This is a genomic window from Haloferula chungangensis (genome assembly GCF_042664875.1).
Taxonomy (GTDB): domain Bacteria; phylum Verrucomicrobiota; class Verrucomicrobiia; order Verrucomicrobiales; family Akkermansiaceae; genus Haloferula; species Haloferula chungangensis.
This window is the reverse complement of the sequence record NZ_JBHTBS010000008.1, coordinates 104,982-123,182: the sequence shown is the minus strand read 5'-3', so window position 1 is coordinate 123,182 and position 18,201 is coordinate 104,982. Positions and strand designations below refer to the sequence as shown.

Genomic DNA, 18,201 nt, shown 5'->3' with positions numbered 1-18,201 from the left:
GATCACTTCCCAAGTAAACCCATCGCCTCCGTCACCGCAGTGACGAAGTTCACTGGGCCGTCGCCGCCGAGTTGGTGGTCGATGTGTTCTAACCGCTGGATGAGGTCGCGGACTTCCTTTCGCGAGGCGGGACCGCCGGCGGCTTCGCAGAAATGGGTGCGGCAGCCGAAGGGGCGACCGTCGTAGATCTGGCAGCGCTCGTTTTTCAGGAAGGGGCAGCAGCCGTCGGGGGCGGGGACGACTTCCTTGCGTCCGGCGGCGCGCCAGGCGCGGGCGGCGACGATGGCTTCGCCGCGAGTCAGGTAGGGCGTGCGGCCGTTGAGCTTGAAATGGCAGCAGCGGGCGATGCCAGTGCAGGCGCGTTCAAGCGGACGGCTTTCCCACACGGCGTAGATCTCGCGCACCTTTTTCTCGGCATCGGAAGTGGACTCGCGGGGCGGCATGGGGGAGTCTTTAGCAGAGATGATTCGAACGATGCACCGACTTATTCTGCTGCCACTGCTGCCAATACTACTCGCCTCCTGCGTCCCGGGGTCCTACACGCGGGATTTCGCGAAAGAGACGCTCGCCCAACCGAAGCCGCCGACCTCGGTCGAAGGCGCGTGGGTCGGCGAGTGGAAAAGCGAGGTCAATGGCCACGAGGGACCGCTTTGGTGCATCGTCCATCCGAGCAAGGAAAAGGCCGGAGAGTATGATTTTCGCTATCGGGCGGGCTGGGGGCTGGTGAATTTTGGCGACTACAAGCACACCATCGCCGCCACGCCGGATGCGCAGGGAAATCTGCCGCTGGAGGGGGAAATGGAGCTTCCGGCGGGTCTCGGGACCTATGCGGTGAAGGGCAAACTGACGAAGACGGATTTCGAGGCGACCTACCAATCAAAGGCGGATCGCGGGACGATGACGCTCAAACGGCCGTAGGCGCTACCCATCGATCCATCGGGTTTTCACCGAAGGCCGCGAAGGCCGCAAAGGAAGAACTTCTGATGCGGGGTGGGAATTTAGCTTCGCGATCTTCGCGTCCTTCTGTGGAAATCTTCCTTTTCGGGGATTTCTCTTGTCCAGATCAGGCCGATTTCCGCGTTCCAGTTGACCCGGCACGCCACGTGCACTAAACGCTCGCCCGACAAAACCAGTCCGGCTGCCATTATGTCCCAGGTTCCTACCATCATCTACACTCAGACCGACGAAGCCCCCGCGCTTGCCACCTATTCGCTGCTTCCGATTATCCGGAAATTCACCGCATCATCGGGCATCAACGTGGAAACCCGCGATATCTCGCTGGCCGGCCGGATCCTTTCCCAATTCCCCGATTTTCTCAAAGACGATCAGCGCGTTGCCGATGCCCTCGCCGAGCTGGGCGAGCTTGCGAAAACTCCGGAGGCAAACATCATCAAGCTGCCGAACGTCTCCGCCTCGGTGCCCCAGCTCAAGGCCTGCATCGCCGAGCTGCAATCCCAGGGCTACGCACTGCCAAACTTCCCCGACGAGCCATCGACTGATGCCGAAAAGGACATCCGTGGCCGATACGACAAGGTCAAGGGCAGCGCCGTGAACCCGGTGCTCCGCGAAGGCAACTCCGATCGTCGCGCACCAAAGGCGGTGAAGGAATACGCCAAGGCGAACCCGCATCGCATGGGCGCCTGGTCGAAGGACTCGAAGACCAAGGTCGCGACCATGGGCGAAAACGATTTTGCCTCGAATGAAAAGTCGGTAACCCTCGAAGAGGCAACCACTTTCAAAATCGAGTTCGTCGCGGAAGACGGAAGCGTCACGACCCTGAAGGATTCCGCACCTTTGCTTGAGGGCGAAATCCTCGATGCCACGGTGATGCGCAAGGCCGCGCTGATCAGCTTCCTCGGCGAGCAGATCGCGCGCGCGAAGGAAGAAGGCATCCTCTTCTCGCTGCACATGAAGGCGACGATGATGAAGGTTTCCGACCCGATCATCTTTGGCCACTGCGTGCGGGTGTTCTTCCGTGACCTGCTGACCAAGCACGGTGCCGACATCGATGCCCTCGGTGTTGACTTCAACAACGGCTTCGGTGATCTGATCTCCAAGCTCGATCAACTTCCTGCCGACAAGAAGGCCGCGATCGAGGCAGACATCCAGGCCTGCTACGAGCATGGTCCGGCGCTGGCGATGGTGAATTCCGACAAGGGCATCACCAACCTCCACGTGCCGAGCGACATCATCATCGATGCCTCGATGCCGGCGATGATCCGGGATTCCGGAAAAATGTGGGACAGCGAAGGCAAACGTCAGGACACCCTCGCGGTGATTCCTGATTCGTCCTACGCCAGCGTCTATCAGGCGACGATCGACTTCTGCCGTGAAAATGGTGCCTTCGATCCAACCACCATGGGCACCGTGCCAAACGTCGGACTGATGGCCCAGAAGGCCGAGGAATACGGCTCGCACGACAAGACTTTCCAGGCTCCTGGCAAGGGAAGCATCCGCGTCGTCGATGGAAATGGGGCGACGTTGTTAGAGCACGAGGTTGAAGCCGGCGACCTCTGGCGCGCCTGCCAGGCGAAGGACGCACCGATTCAGGATTGGGTGAAGCTTGCAGTGACCCGAGCGCGTGCATCGAACACCCCCGCCGTGTTCTGGCTCGATGAGAACCGCGCCCATGATGCGGAGTTGATCAAGAAGGTCGGCCAGTACCTCGGAGACCACGACACCGATGGTCTCGAAATCCTGATCATGTCCCCGGAAGAGGCGACGACCTACACCTGCGAGCGTCTGAAGAAGGGTGAGGACACCATTTCGGTGACCGGAAACGTGCTGCGCGACTACCTCACCGACCTCTTCCCGATCCTCGAAGTCGGCACTTCCGCGAAGATGCTTTCGATCGTGCCGCTGATGAACGGTGGTGGTCTTTTCGAAACCGGTGCTGGTGGTTCTGCTCCGAAGCACGTTCAGCAGTTTGTTGAAGAGAACTACCTTCGTTGGGATTCACTCGGGGAGTTCCTCGCGCTGGTCGTGAGCCTTGAGCATCTCGCCAACAAGTACGGCAACAGCAAGGCTCAGGTGCTTGCCGATACGCTGGATGATGCGACGACCAAGTTCCTTCTTACCGACAAGTCGCCAACCCGCAAGTTGGGTGGGATCGACAACCGTGGATCGCATTTCTACCTCGCTCTCTATTGGGCCCAAGCTCTTGCGGAGCAGGACAAGGATGCGGATCTCAAAGCGGAATTCACCCCGATCGCTGAAGCACTTGCATCAGGTGAAGAGACAATCGTCGGAGAACTCATCGAGGTGCAGGGCAAGCCTGTCGACATCGGTGGTTACTATCAGCCGGATGCTGCCAAGACATCCGCAGCGATGCGCCCGAGCGCGACGCTGAATGGGGCGATCGGCTGATCTGGTCCGGACTCGGGGTGGCGCTTGTGGCCGCCTACCCCGGGCGGGCAATGATTTCGCCGTAAAGTGCAACCCGGCAGGTTTCGGTCTCGAGCCGGCACCTCGCGAGACCATCGGTGCCCGTTACCGAGCTATTGGCTGGCGAGGTGGCCCGATATCGGCTAACAGCAGCGAGAATGGTATCCGTCCTGGGAATCCTGCTCCTGCTTCTGATCGCGTTCGCGATGTCGAAGGAACGTGCGGCGATTTGCTGGCGGACGGTGGGATGGGCATTAGCCCTTCAAGTATCGATAGGGGCATTGGTGTTTTATGCGCCGTGGGGGCGGGCAGCGCTGGAGTGGGTCTCCGTCAAAGTGTCGGCCGTGATTTCGGCGGGAAATGAAGGCATTGCCTTTTTGTTCGGTCCCTTGGTGGAAGTGGATTCGATCGGCTTCGTGTTCGCCTTCAAAGTGCTGCCGGTGATCATTTTCTTCTCTTCGCTGATCGCGGTGCTTTACCACCTGAGGGTGATGCAGGTCGTCATTGCGGTGCTTGGCGGAGCTTTGCAGAAGCTGCTCGGAACCAGCCGGACCGAGTCGTTGTCGGCTGCGGCAAACATCTTCGTCGGCCAAACGGAGGCTCCGTTGGTGGTGAAGCCCTACATCGCGAGCATGACGCGATCGGAATTATTTGCCGTGATGTGCGGCGGTTTGGCCAGCGTTGCGGGTTCGATCCTGGCCGGCTACGTCGGACTAGGCGCCGAATTGAAGTATCTCATCGCGGCGTCATTCATGGCAGCTCCCGGTGGGCTGCTTTTTGCCAAGATTCTCGTTCCCGAAACGGAGAAGCCTGAGGAGGGAAGTCTCGGATGGACTGAAGGTGACGACAAACCCGTCAATGTCCTCGATGCCGCTGCTTTGGGAGCAGGGAGTGGGATGAGATTGGCCTTGAATGTGGGGGCGATGCTTCTGGCCTTCATTGGCCTGATCGCCCTCTTGAACTTGATGCTGGGCGGGATCGGAAGCTGGTTTGGTCATGAGAACCTCTCGCTCCAGCTGATCCTGGGGAAGCTCTTCGCACCGGTGGCATGGGCCATTGGCATTCCCTGGAGTGAGGCCTCGATGGGAGGCAGCCTGATCGGTCAGAAACTGGTTCTCAATGAGTTCGTGGCCTATGGGCAGTTTCGGGAGTGGCGAGAGTTGCTGGCTCCCCGTTCGCAGGCGATTGTGACCGTGGCACTCTGTGGTTTTGCCAATCTCTCCTCAATCGCCATCCTGCTCGGCGGTCTGGGGGGCATGGCCCCGATGCGACGGGGAGAAATCGCGCGGTTTGGTCTGCTGGCCGTCATGGCGGGAAGCTTTTCAAATCTCATGAGTGCCGCGATTGCCGGGCTCTTCTGGGTCGGTTGAGCGAGAGTCACTTCAGGGGAAAAGGCTGGGAGATCGACAAAAAGCCGGTTTTTTCCGATTTCCACTAAGATTTCCAGATTCCCCCGTGTTACTATCTGGATGCTCGCGTCATGCGGGGCCGCTGCTGCTCGTTGGAATGAGAACCCAATGAGCAGGCGCGTGCTCGGCCGCGGGCTTCTGAAATTGACGGAGCCCCCCTCCGGACCTAGTTCTTAGCGAACCCCAAAAACCATGAAAAACCCTATTTCTACCTGCATTGCATCGATTTTGCTGCTGGCAACCGGCCCTCTGAGCGGCGCCAACACCGAGAGCAAGGGCAATGACCCTGATTTTGTGCGTCAGGCGGCCCTCAAAATCGATACCTACGTCGCTGGTTGGTACCGACAGAAGAAGCTTCCAGTGCCGGATGTGACCGACGATGCAACCTTTCTGCGCCGCGCCTTTTTGGTGGGAATTGGTCGGGTCCCCACTGCGGAAGAAGGCTTGTTCTTCCTGGAAATGGATGATCCGAACAAGCGGGTCGAGTTGATTGACTACCTGATCAATTCGCCGGGCTACACGAGCCACATGACGAACTGGATGTTCGATCTGCTTCGCATCAAGGATGAGATGGCGCGGGTGAACTCGGGAAGAAACCCTTATCGGGATTGGGTTGGCAATTTCGTGGCGGCAAACAAGCCGTGGGATGAATTGACCACCGAGCTGCTCGCTAGCAAAGGGTCGCTGTGGGCTGACGGCCAGGCCGCGGTTGGCTACTACCTCCGGGATCAGGGCATGCCATTGGACAATCTGGCGAACTCCATGCAAATTTTCCTCGGGACGCAGATGGAGTGCGCGCAATGCCATGACGACCCATTTGGCGACACCGAGCGCCACGATTTCTATGAACTGGCGGCATTCACGGAAGGCCAGAACCCGGTGCCGATGGAGCGCAAGGCTCGCCCTTTGTATGAGGAAGCCCGTCTCGACAAAAATCGCGGCACGGCAAAGAGCGACATCATCGAATTGGTGCGGTACCAGATCCTCGAGCAGACCCTGATGGGGGGAGGAAGTGGACGGATCAGCCTGCCGAAGGACTACCAGTATCGCGACGCCCAACCTGGCGAGGTGATCGGTGGTCGAACTCCCTTCGGGAAAACGGTCCGGACATCGGATCGTGGCGTTGATGGCGATGGTCGCGCCAAGCTTGCCGAGTGGGTGACCACCAAGACCGACGGACAGTTCCAGGCCGTCATGGCCAATCGCTTGTGGAAGAAGATCATGGGTCGAGGGATTTACGAGCCGATCAACGAGTATGTGGCTGCGAAGGACACCAACATTCCCGGCCTGATGAGCTACATCAGCAACCTCCTTGTCGAGGTCGACTACGATCTGCAGGCATTCCAGAAGATCCTTCTCAATACCAAGACCTTTCAATTCGTACCCAATCCGAATCCGGCCAAAGTGCAAAACGGAGACGATTTCCATGGTCGTCAGCTGACCCGGCTCTCGGCAGAGCAGATTTGGGACTCGCTGATCACGTTGGCAGGCGGCAATCCGGATTCCAAGCCACGCCGGACTCTCGACAATCGCGTCCGGATCGGTCGGAACGGAGGGGGTGCCGTGATCCCCGGAATGACGATGTCGGATCTCTCCGATGAAGTGCTCAAGCTGAAGACCGTTGCCGAACTGGATGCCTACTGCGGAGAACTTGCCGCGATGGTGGGCGGAAAGGGGAAGAAAAGAGGTGGTGACTCGATGATGATGATGAGTGAGGAAATCAGGGACTACGGGAAGGGTGCCCAGGTGCGCGCCTCCGAGCTTCCAAGTCCTGCTCCGAATGGCCACCTCCTGTTCCTCTTCGGGCAGTCCACTCGCGACACCGTCAATGGTGCCAACTCCGAGCCGAATGTGAGCCAGGTGCTCACCTTGATGAACGGATTCGTCCAGGACCAGTTGGTTAACAACTCCAGTGCCCATATTTACAAGAGCCTCGATGGCGCCTCCAGTCCGACCGAGAAGGTTCGCCGCCTCTATGTCGGCATCCTCAGCCGTCCTCCAAGTGACGAGGAAATGTCATGGATGATGGACGAGGTGAAAATCTCAGGCGATACCGACGACGCCTATCGTAACATCCTCTCGGCACTCGTGATGTCATCCGAGTTCCTGTTTCTTCAATAAAAACCCAAGTCCCAAAAAATCATGAAAAAGTCTGAAGCCAACCGCCTGAGTGAACTGGATCGCCGAAAGTTCATGTCATACGCCGCCAAGTGCTACTTGGGGGTGAATCTCTTCCCGATGCTCGGGTCGAATGTCGGCAACGCCGCCGAGATCTCCGGCGCGAAAGCAAAGCGCGTCATCTATCTTTACATGGGTGGCGGCATGAGCCACGTCGATACCTTCGACCCCAAGCCGAAGAAGAAGGATGTCATGGGTGAAACGGAGGCGATCGCGACCAGCGCGGACGGCATCCAGATCGGCCACTATCTGCCAAAGACCGCCAAGGTGATGGACAAGGTCTGTGTGGTGAACTCGATGACGTCCAATCAAGGAGCCCACGAACAGGGCTCCTACATCATGCGAACCAGCTACGCACCGCGTGGCACGATCTCACACCCGACTCTTGGAGCGTGGACACTCAAGCTTGCCGGTCGCTTGAATCCTGACATTCCGGGATACGTCGCCATCAATGGCGGCGGCGGTGGAGGGGGATTCTTCGGTGCCAAGTTTGGCGCCGCTCCCATCGGGAATGCCAACGAAGGCCTCAAGGATAGCCGCAGACCTGGGTCGGTAGGCAGTGAGGATTTCAATCGCCGGCTTTCTCTGGCGGACCGCCTCAACAAGCAGTTCCATGATCGCTATGAGAATTCCGAAGTGAAAGGTTACGAGGAGCTCTACTCCGAAGCGGTGCGCTTGATGAGCAGTGAGGACCTCAAGGCCTTCAACATTGGGGGTGAGAGCGATGCCGCTCGCAAACACTACGGCAACGGACGCTTTGCCCAGGGCTGTCTGCTCGCCCGCCGCCTGGTCGAACATGATGTACGCTTCGTGGAGGTCTATCTTGGAGGCTGGGACACCCACTATGACAACTTCGCTGGTGTTGAAGCACGCTGCGCGGAATTTGATGCGGGCTATTCGGCCCTGATTTCGGATCTCGCGTCGCGGGACATGCTCAAGGACACGCTGGTCGTCGTGGCTACCGAGTTCGGACGTTCACCGGAAATCAAAACCGAGCATAACAACGGTCGCGATCACCATCCTGCTGCCTTTACCTGCCTGTTGGCCGGCGGCGGAATCAAGGGTGGCTACCGCTATGGTGAGACCGATGCGAGTGCGACCCGGATCAAGGAAAACCCTGTCGAGGTTCAGGATTTCAATGCGACCATTGGTCACGCTCTCGGTGTGCCGCACGATCTCGTGATCATGTCGCCAACGAAGCGCCCATTCCGCATGGCCGACAAGGGATCTCCCATCAAAGAGGTCTTTGCCTAAGACCGAAACAATTTGTTCATTGGTGTTTGGAAAAGCGCTCCCGAAAGGGAGCGCTTTTTTTACATCCGGAAATCTTCGCCGAGGTAGTGTTTCCGCGCGATGGGGTCGTTGACAAGTTTGTCGGAGGGTCCCTCGAGGATCACCTTTCCATCATGAATGAGAAAGGCGCGGTCGACGATCGAAAGGGTCTCACGCACGGAGTGATCGGTGATCAGGATGGCGAGTCCATCGCGCTGACGCAATTCACGGACGATCTTTTGAATGTCTTCGACGGCAATCGGGTCGATGCCGGCAAACGGCTCGTCGAGCATCAACAGTTTGGGCTCGGTGCAGAGCGTGCGGGCGATCGCGAGACGGCGCTTTTCGCCACCGGAGAGGGTGATGGCAGCGGACTGCCTGACCTTGGTGATCTTGAAGCGCTCCAGAAGTTCTTCAGCCCGTTCGAGTCGCTGTTTCTTGTTGAACTCCGGCCGCGTCTCAAGCACGGCAAGAAGGTTGTCGAGCACGCTGAGCTTGCGGAATACCGATTCTTCCTGGGGCAGGTAGCCCAGACCCAGCCGGGCGCGGCGGTGCATCGGCAGGCGAGAGATGTCCTGTTTACCGAACTGGACCGAACCGGCATCGGGTGGCACGAGCCCGGCGATCATGTAGAAGGATGTTGTTTTGCCGGCACCGTTCGGTCCGAGCAGGCCGACGATTTCGCCGGGCGCCACGCTGAGGGTGACGTTGTCGACCACCGCACGACCGGAGTAGCATTTGCGCAGGCCATCAGCCACGAGCAGCGGTTCAGGAATAGGCATTGGGGAGACCATCAAATTATTTCTTCTTCGGTTTGTCGAATGCGACGAAGCCTTCCGAATCTCCGACGAATGATCCGTCACCGGTTTCCACATTCACTCGGATGTAACCGTTTGGATCGACTACGCGACCACTGATGGTTTCAGAAATGATCCACGGTTCTCCGCCCCGGAGAATGACTTCATTGGTTTTGAAATCGAAGACGATCTGGCGGCCGGAAGCTTTGGCGCTCTTGTCGCCGGGCTTGGTCTTGATTTTCTCTACCACGATGGTGCCGGTCGCAATGATCTTTGAAGGGTCGCCAAATTTGGCTCCGCCTAACAGGTCGCCGGCCTCCTTCGGGTCGATCTTCCTGGCGCCAGGCTCCGGGCCTGCCGTGCTGCTCTCCTTGCTCTCCACTTTCTCGAGGAAGACTTTGACTTCATCGGCCCCGACCAGGGTGAATTCCGGATGGGTGGCTTTGACGTTTTTCAGGAAAACAAGCAGACCGGCCTCCGAGTCGAAGAAGATTCCGTCGTCGGCGCTGAATGAGGCCAGTTGCTGGGCCTCGAGTTCTTCCGGATCAGGAACCTTGGATTGGAGGTCGGGGATGGCTCCGCTTGGCACGTCGATCGCGGCATCTCGCAGGAACTTGCCGAGGGACTCGTCGGCTTCGCCCGATTGCCGGGTGGATTTTTCGAGGCTTGCGTCTGCTTCTTTGACGGCCGCTTCGGCTTCGGACTTCTTTGAGGCGGCCAGATGATCGAGGCCTTTGAGTTGTTGGTCGTCGAGCTTGTCGAGTCCCTCAGCCGACGCACTTGCCGTGGCTGCAATCATGGCTCCGGCGATTACCGAACGTTGCGTGGGAGTGGATTTCATGGAAGTGCGGGTATCGATGAGGGTGGTGGCATGGGCGGGGCCGTAGAGGAAGCCACGCGATTTATTCAGTTCATAAACGAGTCCAGTGCCTTTTAAATTCAACTCATCGGAAACCAATGAGACAGGATCACTCGAGCGGAGGGTCTTCTGGTCCTCGACCGTGGCAGTTTCGAGCTCGATCCGGCCCTTCGGCGTCCGATCTGGATTGTAAAAGTCGATGCGGAGGGTTTCGGCGTTGATCAGGTCTTCATTCACCATGGTCAGCTTGGCCGCTCGCATGACTGAGCTGAGTCGGTGTTCCGCGTCGTATTGGGGCACTGTGACGCCTTGAAGAATGCTCCCCTCGATGAGCATCTTCATTGCCGGAAATCCTTCGTCTTCTACCTCATCCTCGAGGTTGTCGAGCGGGTTGAGCGGATTGAGGATCTGAGCTCCCAGGCTGGTCACGAGGCCAAGCGAAAGCGCCACCAGCCACGGGCGGAGGGGAATCGAAGGAGCTGGAAAGGAGGGAATCACAAGGGTGACGAATCAAGCGCCGTGGGCTGCGTGATGAACCGCAACGAGGTTGACGATGAGATCTTCCAGAAACTCGAGCGGGATCTGGTTTGGTCCATCGGAGAATGCATTGGCGGGATCCGAGTGGGTTTCCATGAACAGACCGTCGACGCCGGTGGCGATGGCGGCGCGGGCGAGAACCGGCGCGAGTTCACCGTCCCCGCCGGTGGTGCCGCCAAGTCCGCCGGGACGCTGCACGGAGTGGGTGGCGTCGAAGATGACTGGGATGCCCTCCTTACGGATCCAGTAAAGCGAGCGCATGTCGGCGACGAGGTTGTTGTAGCCGAAGGTGGTGCCGCGCTCGGTGATGAAAAACGAGTTGCAGCCGAAGGCGCGCATCTTCTCGGCGATGTTGATCGTGTCCCAGGGCGCCAGGAACTGGCCTTTCTTGACGTTGACCGCGCGGCCGGTCTTGGCGGCGGCCTCTAACAGATCAGTCTGACGGCAGAGGAAGGCGGGGATTTGAAGGAGGTCGACGTATTCGGAAGCGATCTCCGCTTGCTCAGCGGTGTGGACGTCGGTGGTGACGGGAACGCCAAGTTCCTTGCCGATGGCGCCGAGAATCTTGCAGCCTTCTTCCACGCCTGGACCGCGGAATGAGCTGACCGAGGTGCGGTTCGCTTTGTCGTAGGAAGCTTTGAAAATGAGGGGAATGCCGGTGCTGTCGGCGATTTCCTTAACGGAGCGCGCCATCTCCCAGGCGAACGCTTCGGATTCGAGCGCGCAGGGACCGAGAATGAAAACGGGAAGCGGGCCGCCGACGGGGACGGAGCCAATTTGAAAAGGATCGAAGTGCATGGATGAGAGGGGCGGAATTTCAGGTCGAGGCTTTCTCGAAGAGCGGACGAAGATTGGTGAGGGCGGTTTGGAGCAGGCGTTCTTCCTCGGTGGTGAGATTACCTTCGGTTTTGATTTCGAGCATTTCCAGTGAATCAATCACCGACTTGGCGGCACGCAGGTTGACCTGCTTTTCGCCGGTGGCGGGATTCGGGAGTTGGCCGAGAAAGAATCCGGCATTTTGAGCCTGAAGTAGGACGAAATCGTTGAACCGTGGATCGGCGGCGGGCATGGGAGAAAGAGACCAGATTTCAGAGGTCTGAGACCAGACTGAAATGTTGGGGATCGCATCAGCCGCCCAAGTAGCTCATTTCGGCTTTCGGCCGGTCGGATTGACCGCGTTCTTCGGAGTAACGGTCGTTTCGGGCACTCCAGAGGGCTGCGATATCCTGCTGGAGGGCAAGGTCGCTTTCCTGCCGACGAAGAAGGGGGCGGATATCGTGGCCGGTGGCGGCGAAGAGGCAGGTGAAGAGTTTGCCTTCGGCGGAAAGGCGCAGGCGGCTGCAAGCCCGGCAAAATGGCTGGGTGACCGAGGCAATGATGCCGATTTCGACGGAGCTGTCGGCGGAGCTGTCGGCGTGCTGCCAGCGTTTGGCAGTCTCGCCAGGGTGCGTGGGCGGCAGCGGGCGGAGAGGGAATTCGGTCTCGAGAGTGCTGAGGATTTCGGCGGCCGAGACGACCTGCTCCATTTGCCAGGCGTTGGATTCGCCGACGTCCATGAACTCGATGAAGCGCAGGGTGATCTGGTGTTCCCTGGCCCATCGAGCGAGCGGAAGGATTTCCTGTTCGTTGACGCCGCGCTGGACGACGGCGTTGACCTTGACCGGGAGGCCGAAGGTCTGGGCGGCACGGATGCCAGCGAGGACGCGCTCGATTTTCGCGCCAACGCCGTTCATTGCTGCAAAGACGGCGGGGTCGAGGGCATCAAGGCTGACGGTGACGCGATTCAGCCCGGCGAGCGCCAAAGCTTCGGCGTGATGGGCGAGCAACGTGCCGTTGGTGGTGAGGGCAATGTCGTCGATGCCATCGATAGTGGCGAGCATGCCGATGAGGTCATCGAGGCCGCGGCGCAGGAGAGGTTCACCGCCAGTGAGGCGAAGCTTGCTGACACCGAGCGGGACGAGCGCGCGGGCGAGGCGCTCGATTTCCTCGAAGCTGAGGATTTCCGAGCGGGGAAGGAAGGCGTAGTTCGGCCCGAAGACCTCCGCCGGCATGCAGTAGCGGCAGCGGAAGTTGCAGCGATCCGTCACCGAGATGCGGAGATCCCGGAGCGGACGCTGGAATTGGTCGGTGGGCTTCATGGTGGCGCGGCTGTCGGGAGCGAAAAAGGTGTAACCTATTTTCCTTCGATCTCAATCCGCTGTATCGGTTCTTTTGGAATAACGTGGACTGCGTGCAGCCTGCTGCCGCTGTTGGGCAATGCAGCCCTGCTGCGAGCCGGGCTGCAACCGTTGCTTCGCTGTGGACAGCAAGGCTGTCTCACGGACAGCGGCAGCAGGCTGCACGCAGTCCACGGCTGGCGGTGTTCCAAAAGTGGTTTTTGACGACGCGAGATGATTGATGCTCGAATCCTGACTTCGAAGCTGGGCTGGATCCCACATCTCTCCGGCAAAGCACTTGCTGAAAATTGGGGAATCATCAGTTTACCCAAGATGGAAAACCATAATGGGAATAGGACTCGGATCTCATGGTTGATGATCGGGTTGATCGTAGGCATTGGAATTGGCCTGTTGGTTGGAAGATCGAGGATCCCTGGAGAGGAGCGGAGTGTGGCTGGCGAAAGTGATGGGATGAACTCCCTCATTCATTTTGAAGGTGCCGCTCCCAAGCGTCCTAATCGGCCGCCGTCTTCAGGCACTGCGGACCGCAATCTAGAGCGGAAGCTCGCAAAACTTGAGCGATCTGCTCCCGGGTCTCCGGAAAGAAACGGCCTGCTTGTGGAAATCGCCCGACTCTATGCAGATACGGATCCCGAGGCTGGTTTTGATTGGCTACAATCGCTTGACCCTGCCTCTGGTGATCTCGGACTGATCGCAGCATCCTTCGCGTCTCGTCTCGTCGAGTTGGACCCGGAGAAGTGGCGCTTGATGGTTGGGCGACTGGAGCCAGGGCTGACGAAGGACAGGTTTATTTTTGGCGGGGTGACGTCTCTTGGTCGCCAGAATGTCTCCAGTGGCTGGGTTGAATGGCAACAGTTCCGTGGGCAAGTTCGCAATTCGGATCAGCTCGAAAAGGGAGTTTCCATGGGGCTGGCCCGGAGTGATGGCAGTGGCTTCTGGGAAATCGTGAAAACGAGGTGCGAGCTGGACGTAATCGGCGGAGAGAAAGACTTCGTGCAGTTCTTTTCAATGGCTGAGTTCGACGATTCTTCTGCAGCGGTGCGTGCTCTCAGCGAAGTTGTTGACCCGGTCGAAGCTCAGGAATGCCTGCATGCATACATCAACAGCCGTCCTTCTGAGGAGAAACTGCCTTTTGCCGAGGCATTCATCACATCAAATCGGGACGTGGAAACCAATGATCGGGTCTTGGTCTCCATCCTCGAAAGCACCTTCTACCATCTACCCGGAGAATCGGCCCGGCTTATTCATGCGATAAGCGATGACAAAAAGCGGGAAGAGATCACGAGGAAGCTCCTGGAATATGCAGAACGTTCAGATCCTGCGATGGCTGTTAGGGTTCAGGCGATTCTTCAGGGTGAGTAGTGCCGCGCGGTCCCCTACTTCGACTGCTCCAGCATCTTCAGCAACGGCGCTTCGGCGCGTTTGCGGATGTTCTCGGGGAGTTCGACTTGCGGGCTGAGGTTGAGGAGACAGTCGTGGAGCTTTTCCAGAGTGTTCATCTTCATGTAGCGGCAGTCGGCGCAGGCACAGCGGTCGGTGGGACCGGCGATGAGGTTCTTGTCCGGCGCTTCCTTGCGGAGGCGGTTGAGCATGCCGCTTTCGGTGACGACGATGATGTTCTTCACCGGGGCTTCCTTGCAGTAGGTGACCATTTTCTCGGTCGAACAGACTTCATCGGCGAGGAGCCTAACAGCCTGGGTGCATTCGGGGTGGGCGACGACGAGGGCGTCGGGATACTCGGCCTTGATCTTGTTGATCGATTCGCGGGTGAACTCGACGTGGACGTAGCAATTGCCCTTCCAGAGGTCCATCTTGCGGCCGGTCTGCTCCATCACCCAGGCGCCGAGGTTTTCATCGGGAACGAAGAGGATCGGGCGATCGGCGGGGGCCTTGTTGACGATCTTGACGGCGTTGCCGGAGGTGCAGATGACGTCGCAAAGGGCCTTCACGTGGGCGGAGCAGTTGATGTAGGCGATGACGTAGTAGTTTTTGTCGGCGTGCTCCTTGAGGAAGGCTTCGAGCTCGGGACCGGGGCAGCTTTGTTCGAGTGAGCAGCCGGCATCCTTGTCGGGAAGCACGACGGTTTTCGTGGGGTTCACGATTTTTGCCGTTTCGGCCATGAAATGAACGCCGCAAAAGCAGATCACATCGGCATCCGTATCCTTGGCCTGATAGGCGAGGCCGAGGGAGTCGCCGACGTAGTCCGCGATGTCCTGAATGTCGCCGGTTTGGTAGTTGTGGGCGAGAATGACGGCGTTTTTCTCCTTCTTGAGCTGGAGAATCGCTTCTTTGAGGTCGAGAGCGGCGCTAGGCATGCGGGGAATGTCGGCCGCTGAGCGGGGAATGTCGAACGAGGAATGAGCCGATTCGAGAACAAAAAGTGTGGAATGGATCTGAAGGATCGGACTTCCAGCGGCCGTTTAGATGAGATGTTGCTGCGATTGATGATGCTTGGTCTGATGACCTTGGAGGGTGCTGAGCCAGCCTATCCTCACGGGCCTGACTCGAAGAGGCAGGAGGGTGTTCCGACGGGGGTGGTGACTCGCCACGAATGGCGGTCGGAGATCTATGCTGGGACGGTCCGCGAGTACTTCGTCTACGTGCCGGCTCAGTATGATGGGAAGACACCGGCATCGGTGATGGTGTTTCAGGATGGGCACACCTTCGTGAAAGAGGATGGGGACTACCGGGTGCCGGTGGTCTTTGATAACCTGATCCATGCCGGCAAGATGCCGGTGACGGTGGCGATCATGATCAATCCAGGGGTGTTTGGAGAGAAACTCAGCGGGAAGCAGGGCTGGAACCAGCCAGCCGACATGCGGTCGAACCGCAGTGTCGAGTATGATACACCCGATGAAACCTATGCCTCCTTTCTCGAAAAGGAAATCCTGCCAGCGGTAGGCGAGTTGGTGAACCTGACGGACGACCCCGACCAACGCGCGATTTGTGGCAATAGTTCCGGCGGTATCTGTGCCTTTACCGCGGCTTGGGAGCGACCCGACCTGTTTCGCAAGGTGGTGAGTCATATTGGAAGTTTCACCAACATCCGAGGTGGCCATCATTATCCCTACCTCATTCGAAAGACGGAGAAGAAGCCGCTGCGGGTTTTCCTTCAGGATGGCTCAGGCGACCTCGATAATGCCCATGGAAATTGGTGGCTGGCCAACCAGCAGATGGAAGCGGCGCTGAAATTTGCCAAATGGGACCATAAGGCCGTTTGGGGAGAGGGGGGACACTCTGGTCAGCACGGTGGATCCATTTTCCCAGAAACGCTCGAGTGGCTGTGGAGAAAGTAGGCTTTCCACCAGGCATGGGACAGCCAACGCCATGCCGACCTCGCTTTTTGAATTTCGAGGTCAGCATGGGTCCTCCAAATGAATGGAGGGCTGTGTCAAGAGCAGCCCAAAGATGACGAGGGCCGGGGAAAAGGTAGGACATCCGAAGTCATTTGTGGAAGGATGGGCGCGTCACCGCACCTATAAGCGGTCATCCGTATGTCAAAGCGATCATCCCACTATGGTGCGGGCACACCTAGCGAACGCCGGGCCGTTGAACACGCCGCCAAATGCTACGCGATTCTGTCGAAACACCTGCCAGTCACCACCACCTTGGCTGAACTGATCGTTCTCGCCGAAGTAGCGAAAGGCGCCTATGCGGACCAGCCGGTGACGGTGAGTGAAATCGTCAAGTCGAGTGGAATCACCCGCTGGGCGGTGAGCCGGATCATAATCCGCTACATCGAAAGTGGGGCCATCAAGGAGTGCAAGGATCCTACGGATAGCCGGCGAAATCTGCTGACCTGGACGCCTGCTAGTTTTGAGATGTCGCGTGACTGGGCCCGCGACTGGAGCGAGCTGATGTGATTTTCGATGCCCTCTGCCAGGGGGCGATCGCTGGATAAAAAAACGCGACCCAGCCGGCATGGCGAGGTCGCGTTTGAGAAGTGAGAAAGGTCTCCAGGACTTGCTTAGGACTTGATGCCAGCAAGGTTCCCTTGCTGGCTGTTGCCCTTCTGATTGTTCTGGCGATCCGAGTTGCCACCACCATTGGATGGTTTCTGCTGCTGAGCGGAGGCTGCTGCGGCAGGGGTGGAGGGAGTTCCAACCGTCGACTTGCCGACGAAGATGGCTCCTGCTTCGATTGAAAGAATCTTGGCCTTGATGTCGCCGACGACTTCCGCGCTGGCCTTCAATTCGACGCGGTCAGTGGCGGTCATGTTGCCATGAACTTTGCCGTAAACAACGATGGTAGCCGTTTTGATTTCCGCTTTGAGGCGGGCGTTTTCACCAACGGTGAGATTGCCGTCCGAGCTGATTTCGCCCTCGATCTTGCCGTCGACCACGAGGTCGTTGGTGAACTTGACGGATCCTTTGATGTCGACATCGGAACTCAAGACATTGCGCGACGCGGTGGGTGGGCGTTGCTGCTGCGGAGGAGCGCTCTGAGGAGGGGCGGCGCTGACCGGGGCGGCCGGACTGCTGGAAACAGGGGCGGGTGGTGGCTGCGGAGCGGGGGCAGCGGGTGCCGGTGCCTCTGGTGCTTCAGCGGGCTTCTGCCCGATGACTTTACGAAACATGTTGTTACTCACGGTGCTGGAATCAGGTGGTTATTGGAGTTGAAGTCAAACGGTTTTATCGCGCTCAGGCGAGGACTCTTTTCATTCGGAAGGAGTTTCTTCAGTCGTGTCGGAAGGTGTCGGCGTCTCGTCCTCAGGAATACTCGGGGCGTCAGGTGTTTCGATCACACTTTCGCCGCCTGAGAAAAGCGGATTGGCTTGTCCGCCAGACAGAGCGGAGGGATTGAATTCGGTGGCGTCGACACCGCCGGCTTCCGGAGTGGCTTCCGGGGCGGGTGGGTCGATTTCTTCCGGCATCTTGAAATCAGCGAATTGCAGGGCCCTGCTGGCAGCACTGGCGAGGGGATTGCCGGGATAGCCTTCGCTCGCTTGGCGGAAGTAGTCCTTGGCCTTTTCGATGTCGCCTTCGCCCTTGGCGATTTGGCCGAGGGAAATCAAGGCGTAGGGAGCGAAGAACCGAGCTTGGGGGCGATCAATGATGTCCTGGAACGCCGCTTTGGCTTCCTCCGTCTTTCCTTGGCTGGAGAGGCGGGCTGCGAGGCGAGCGTAAGCGGCTGCGGTGGCCGGATGTTCCGGGTTGGCCGCGATTTCGGCCTTGAGGGTGGCGATCGAGTCGTCCTGCTGACCTTGCTCCCATTGGGAATCGGACAAAAGCACGGCGGCACTCGCGGCGGAAGGAGTCGCGGCGTGAGTTTTCATCACGTCTTCAAGAGCCGCCGCGTCTTCAGCCGCGACGAGGGCATTGCCTGCGCTGAGGTAGTCCCCTTCGCGGATTCCCTCCTTGATCACCCAAGCGGCGAGGCCGAGAGCGATCAAAATGCCCAAAATAATGAGCTTCTTCTGATTTTTATCCAAGAAAGTCTCGAAGGCGGACGGCCCATGCGAAATTTCGGCGATCGGGCTTGAGTCTGGGGCGGTCGGTTCGGCCATAAGGTGTTGAAAGTTGCGGGGGGCGATTAAGGAGCTGAGTCGGGGGAAATCAATGACGAATTGAACGATGATGACGGCGATT

17 protein-coding genes are annotated in these 18,201 nt (G+C 58.6%); 8 read left to right on the top strand and 9 right to left on the bottom strand.

The features are described 5' to 3' along the window. Nucleotides 1–2: 2 nt before the first annotated feature. Nucleotides 3–443 (bottom strand): YkgJ family cysteine cluster protein, encoded by a 441-nt coding sequence (locus ACFQY0_RS15360; RefSeq protein WP_379714032.1) that lies wholly within the window; start codon nt 441–443, stop codon nt 3–5. A gap of 31 nt (nt 444–474) precedes the next feature. Between ACFQY0_RS15360 and ACFQY0_RS15355 the strand changes: the two genes are divergently transcribed. The 5 genes from ACFQY0_RS15355 (at nt 475) to ACFQY0_RS15335 (ending at nt 8,225) form a co-directional block, all read left to right on the top strand. Continuing rightward, complete coding sequence (locus tag ACFQY0_RS15355; RefSeq protein WP_379714029.1) at nt 475–918, top strand: hypothetical protein; 444 nt, start codon at nt 475–477, stop codon at nt 916–918. 228 nt (nt 919–1,146) lie between these two features. Then, entirely contained in the window at nt 1,147–3,366 is a 2,220-nt protein-coding gene (locus ACFQY0_RS15350) for an NADP-dependent isocitrate dehydrogenase (protein ID WP_379714027.1), read from the top strand. A 176-nt stretch (nt 3,367–3,542) separates the two neighbouring features. Then, entirely contained in the window at nt 3,543–4,754 is a 1,212-nt protein-coding gene (locus tag ACFQY0_RS15345) for a NupC/NupG family nucleoside CNT transporter (protein ID WP_379714025.1), read from the top strand. A 231-nt stretch (nt 4,755–4,985) separates the two neighbouring features. Further along, nucleotides 4,986–6,914, top strand: a complete 1,929-nt coding sequence (locus ACFQY0_RS15340; protein ID WP_379714023.1) for a DUF1549 domain-containing protein — start codon at nt 4,986–4,988, stop codon at nt 6,912–6,914. Between the two features lie 21 nt (nt 6,915–6,935). After that, the gene (locus tag ACFQY0_RS15335) at nt 6,936–8,225 is read left to right on the top strand and encodes a DUF1501 domain-containing protein (RefSeq protein WP_379714021.1); all 1,290 of its coding nucleotides are present in this window, start codon (nt 6,936–6,938) and stop codon (nt 8,223–8,225) included. Between the two features lie 59 nt (nt 8,226–8,284). Here the strand turns inward: ACFQY0_RS15335 and lptB are convergent, their stop codons facing one another. Genes lptB through moaA form a run of 5 tightly spaced genes read right to left on the bottom strand, consistent with a single transcriptional unit; the run spans nt 8,285 to nt 12,574 of the window. Continuing rightward, the gene (lptB, locus tag ACFQY0_RS15330) at nt 8,285–9,025 is read right to left on the bottom strand and encodes an LPS export ABC transporter ATP-binding protein (RefSeq protein ID WP_379714019.1); all 741 of its coding nucleotides are present in this window, start codon (nt 9,023–9,025) and stop codon (nt 8,285–8,287) included. A 16-nt stretch (nt 9,026–9,041) separates the two neighbouring features. After that, entirely contained in the window at nt 9,042–10,397 is a 1,356-nt protein-coding gene (locus tag ACFQY0_RS15325; protein WP_379714017.1) for a hypothetical protein, read from the bottom strand. 12 nt (nt 10,398–10,409) lie between these two features. Then, nucleotides 10,410–11,234 (bottom strand): 3-deoxy-8-phosphooctulonate synthase, encoded by an 825-nt coding sequence (kdsA, locus tag ACFQY0_RS15320; protein WP_379714015.1) that lies wholly within the window; start codon nt 11,232–11,234, stop codon nt 10,410–10,412. A gap of 19 nt (nt 11,235–11,253) precedes the next feature. Beyond that, nucleotides 11,254–11,505, bottom strand: a complete 252-nt coding sequence (locus ACFQY0_RS15315; RefSeq protein ID WP_379714013.1) for a DUF1844 domain-containing protein — start codon at nt 11,503–11,505, stop codon at nt 11,254–11,256. A gap of 58 nt (nt 11,506–11,563) precedes the next feature. Continuing rightward, entirely contained in the window at nt 11,564–12,574 is a 1,011-nt protein-coding gene (moaA, locus tag ACFQY0_RS15310) for a GTP 3',8-cyclase MoaA (RefSeq protein WP_379714011.1), read from the bottom strand. A 489-nt stretch (nt 12,575–13,063) separates the two neighbouring features. Between moaA and ACFQY0_RS15305 the strand changes: the two genes are divergently transcribed. Next, complete coding sequence (locus ACFQY0_RS15305) at nt 13,064–13,975, top strand: hypothetical protein (protein ID WP_379714009.1); 912 nt, start codon at nt 13,064–13,066, stop codon at nt 13,973–13,975. A gap of 14 nt (nt 13,976–13,989) precedes the next feature. Here ACFQY0_RS15305 and nadA read toward each other — a convergent pair whose 3' ends face one another. Further along, nucleotides 13,990–14,928 carry a quinolinate synthase NadA gene (gene nadA, locus ACFQY0_RS15300; RefSeq protein ID WP_379714007.1) on the bottom strand — a complete coding sequence of 313 codons (939 nt, stop codon included), beginning with the start codon at nt 14,926–14,928 and terminating at the stop codon, nt 13,990–13,992. Between the two features lie 129 nt (nt 14,929–15,057). On the opposite strand from nadA, the gene ACFQY0_RS15295 reads away from it, so the two are divergent. Both ACFQY0_RS15295 and ACFQY0_RS15290 read left to right on the top strand, forming a co-directional pair. Next, nucleotides 15,058–15,909, top strand: coding sequence for an alpha/beta hydrolase (locus ACFQY0_RS15295; RefSeq protein ID WP_379714280.1), 852 nt, complete (start codon nt 15,058–15,060; stop codon nt 15,907–15,909). A 198-nt stretch (nt 15,910–16,107) separates the two neighbouring features. Beyond that, nucleotides 16,108–16,476: a MarR family transcriptional regulator gene (locus tag ACFQY0_RS15290; RefSeq protein ID WP_379714005.1), complete on the top strand. Its 369-nt coding sequence runs from the start codon at nt 16,108–16,110 to the stop codon at nt 16,474–16,476. Nucleotides 16,477–16,580: 104 nt separating this feature from the next. On the opposite strand, the gene ACFQY0_RS15285 is transcribed toward ACFQY0_RS15290, so the two are convergent. Both ACFQY0_RS15285 and ACFQY0_RS15280 read right to left on the bottom strand, forming a co-directional pair. Next, nucleotides 16,581–17,189 carry a bactofilin family protein gene (locus ACFQY0_RS15285; protein WP_379714003.1) on the bottom strand — a complete coding sequence of 203 codons (609 nt, stop codon included), beginning with the start codon at nt 17,187–17,189 and terminating at the stop codon, nt 16,581–16,583. Nucleotides 17,190–17,270: 81 nt separating this feature from the next. Further along, the gene (locus ACFQY0_RS15280) at nt 17,271–18,044 is read right to left on the bottom strand and encodes a tetratricopeptide repeat protein (protein ID WP_379714001.1); all 774 of its coding nucleotides are present in this window, start codon (nt 18,042–18,044) and stop codon (nt 17,271–17,273) included. Between the last annotated feature and the right edge of the window lie 157 nt (nt 18,045–18,201).